Consider the following 2,728-nt stretch of genomic DNA (forward strand, 5'->3'; position numbering starts at 1 on the left):
GGCGTGCTGGTCGAGCTGATGGAGACGCCGAAGGCGGCGCATTGAACCATTCCGCTCATCCTGAGTAGGGACTGAGCTTGGCGAAGGCCCGTATCGAAGGACGTCCTCAGCCCCCATGCGTCCTTCGATACGCCGTTTCGACTTCGCTCAACGGCTACTCAGGATGAGCGGGTTTTCATTGATCACGAACCGCTCTAGCAGCGGCTAATGCCGCAATCACCCCCTGATCGTCAAAAGGCGCGCTACCCCGCCCCTTCTCCCGGCCTGCCCGCGCGGCGCGCTGCCCTGAAGCTGCTCGATGCGGTGATCCGGCGCGGCCAGCCGCTCGAAGCCGCGCTCGGCGCAGCGACGCAGGGCATTGAGCGCAGCGATGATCGCGCGCTGGCGCACGCGATCGCCGCCGAGACGTTGCGCCGCCTGCCCGATCTCGACGCGCTGATCGACAGCGCGACCGCAAAGCCGCTGCCCGACGATGCCAAGGCGCGCTTCGCCCTCCGCATCGCGCTCGTCCAGGCACTGGCGCTCGGCACGCCGGGGCATGCGGCGATTGCCACCGTGCTTCCGCTCGTCGATGGTGGCCCGCGCCGGCTCGTCCACGGCGTGTTCGGCAGCCTGATGCGCAAGGGCGAGACCTTGCCCGAAGTCCCTGCGCTGCTTCCCGAGGTCGCCGCGCGATGGGAAGCGCATTGGGGCGCCGACATGGTTGCGGGCGCCGAGGCCGCGATCGCCGCGCCACCGCCGCTCGACCTGACGCTCGCCGACGCGCAAGAAACCGATCATTGGGTCAGCGAGCTGGGCGGCATCAGCCTGATGCCCGGCCATGTCCGCCTCGCCGATGCCGGCCCCGTTGCCAGCCTGCCCGGCTTTGCCGAGGGGCGCTGGTGGGTGCAGGATCTCGCCGCCTCGCTTCCCGCGCGGCTGCTCGGCCCCGGCGACGGCGTTGTGCTCGACCTGTGCGCTGCGCCCGGCGGCAAGGCGCTCCAGCTCGCCGCCGCGGGATGGCAGGTGACCGCGCTCGACCGGAGCGCGCAGCGGCTCGATCGCGTGCGCGAGAATGCCGAACGCACGGGGCTGGCGCTCGACATCCGCGAAGCCGATGTCATGAGCTGGGCGCCCGACGTCCCGGCCCGCGCGATCCTGCTCGACGCGCCGTGCAGCGCGACGGGCATCTTCCGCCGCCATCCCGACGTGCTCCACCGCGTTCGCCCGAGGGACATTGCCGAGATGGCTGCCCTGCAGGCCACGATGCTCGATCGCGCGGTCGACTGGCTCGCGCCGGGCGGTACGCTGGTTTATGCCACCTGCTCGCTCGAGCCCGAGGAGGGAGAACGGCAGGTCGAGACATTGTTGCGAAATCGGAACGATATAGCTCTGCAGCCGGTCACTGAAGGGGAATTGCCAGCGGGAACATTCGCCCGTGAACGCCGCTGGGTGCGCACGCTGCCCGGCATGCTCGCAGATGCCGGCGGGCTCGACGGCTTCTTCATCGCGCGGCTGGTGCGTAAGGGCTGATTAGCCAAACAGGCTGCTTGCCCCCCGTCATACCGGGGGTTAAGGCAGCAGGTCATGACCCATCCCGTCCGCATCGCGCCCTCGATCCTCTCCGCCGATTTTTCCAAGCTGGGTGAGGAGGTACGCGCGATCGATACCGCGGGATGCGACTGGATCCATGTCGATGTGATGGACGGGCATTTCGTGCCCAATATCACGATCGGCCCCGCGGTAGTGAAGGCGCTGCGCCCGCACACCGCAAAGCCCTTCGACGTCCATCTGATGATTTCGCCCGTCGACGCTTTCCTCGAGGATTTCGCCAATGCGGGCGCGGATATCATCACCGTCCATCCTGAGGCCGGTCCGCATCTCCACCGCACGATCCAGCGCATCAAGGCGCTGGGCAAGCTCGCGGGCGTCTCGCTCAATCCCGCGACCCCCGCCAAGATGCTCGACTATGTGCTCGAGGAAATCGACCTCGTTCTCGTGATGAGCGTCAACCCGGGCTTTGGCGGACAAAGCTTCATCGAAAGCCAGCTGCGCAAGATCGAGGCGATCCGGAACAGCATCGACAAGCTGGGCAAGGACATCCGGCTCGAGGTTGATGGCGGGATCGACGTCAACACCGCGCCGCGCGCGATAGCCGCCGGCGCCGACGTGCTCGTCGCGGGCACCGCCACCTTCCGCGGTGGCCCTGCTCAATATGCCGCCAATATCGAGGCATTGAGAGCGAAGTGAGCTCCAAGTCGCCTATCGACGCGGCGGCCGACGGGATCGAGCAGGGAAAACGGCTGATAAGGATAGGCGGCGACAAGGGACTTTCGCTCGCCGAGCGGATCGCCAATCGCCTGCTCCGTCTCACCTGGCGCTCCCCCCTCCATGCTCTCAGACTGAAAGGGCGCTATCCGCTCAAGCTGCTGGCGGTACCTGACGACCCGGTGATCGGAGACATCAAGGCGGGGCAGGCGATCCTTGCGGGTCATTTCCTCTATCGCGGCGAGAAGCTCGAGATAAGGACGCTCGACTTCGCGAAGCTCGACGCGTCGGACGGGATGGCGCGCTACATCCACAGCTTCCAGTGGCTGCGCGATCTTTCGACGGTCGCGACGCGCGAACAGGGCGCGCCTGTTGCCGAAAGCGTCGTGCGCAAATGGACCACGCGCCATGCCGAGCAGGTCAGCGATCTTGCGTGGCGGCCGAGCCTGTGGGGCAAGCGCATCCTGTTCTGGACCGCGCA

Annotated in this window: 2 protein-coding genes and 1 pseudogene; all 3 read left to right on the top strand. The window is 67.2% G+C overall.

Annotation, left to right across the window (positions count from 1 at the left end):
- Positions 1–207: 207 nt before the first annotated feature.
- The gene (locus VGD20_RS02360; RefSeq protein ID WP_331132918.1) at positions 208–1,512 is read left to right on the top strand and encodes an RsmB/NOP family class I SAM-dependent RNA methyltransferase; all 1,305 of its coding nucleotides are present in this window, start codon (positions 208–210) and stop codon (positions 1,510–1,512) included.
- A gap of 54 nt (positions 1,513–1,566) precedes the next feature.
- The gene (rpe, locus tag VGD20_RS02365) at positions 1,567–2,229 is read left to right on the top strand and encodes a ribulose-phosphate 3-epimerase (protein WP_331132919.1); all 663 of its coding nucleotides are present in this window, start codon (positions 1,567–1,569) and stop codon (positions 2,227–2,229) included.
- A pseudogene (locus tag VGD20_RS02370) lies at positions 2,226–2,728 on the top strand (heparinase); the annotation flags it as partial. The gene rpe and the pseudogene VGD20_RS02370, both read left to right, overlap by 4 nt.

Origin of the sequence: Sphingopyxis sp. (assembly GCF_036402335.1) — a bacterium.
Taxonomy (GTDB): Bacteria; Pseudomonadota; Alphaproteobacteria; order Sphingomonadales; family Sphingomonadaceae; genus Sphingopyxis.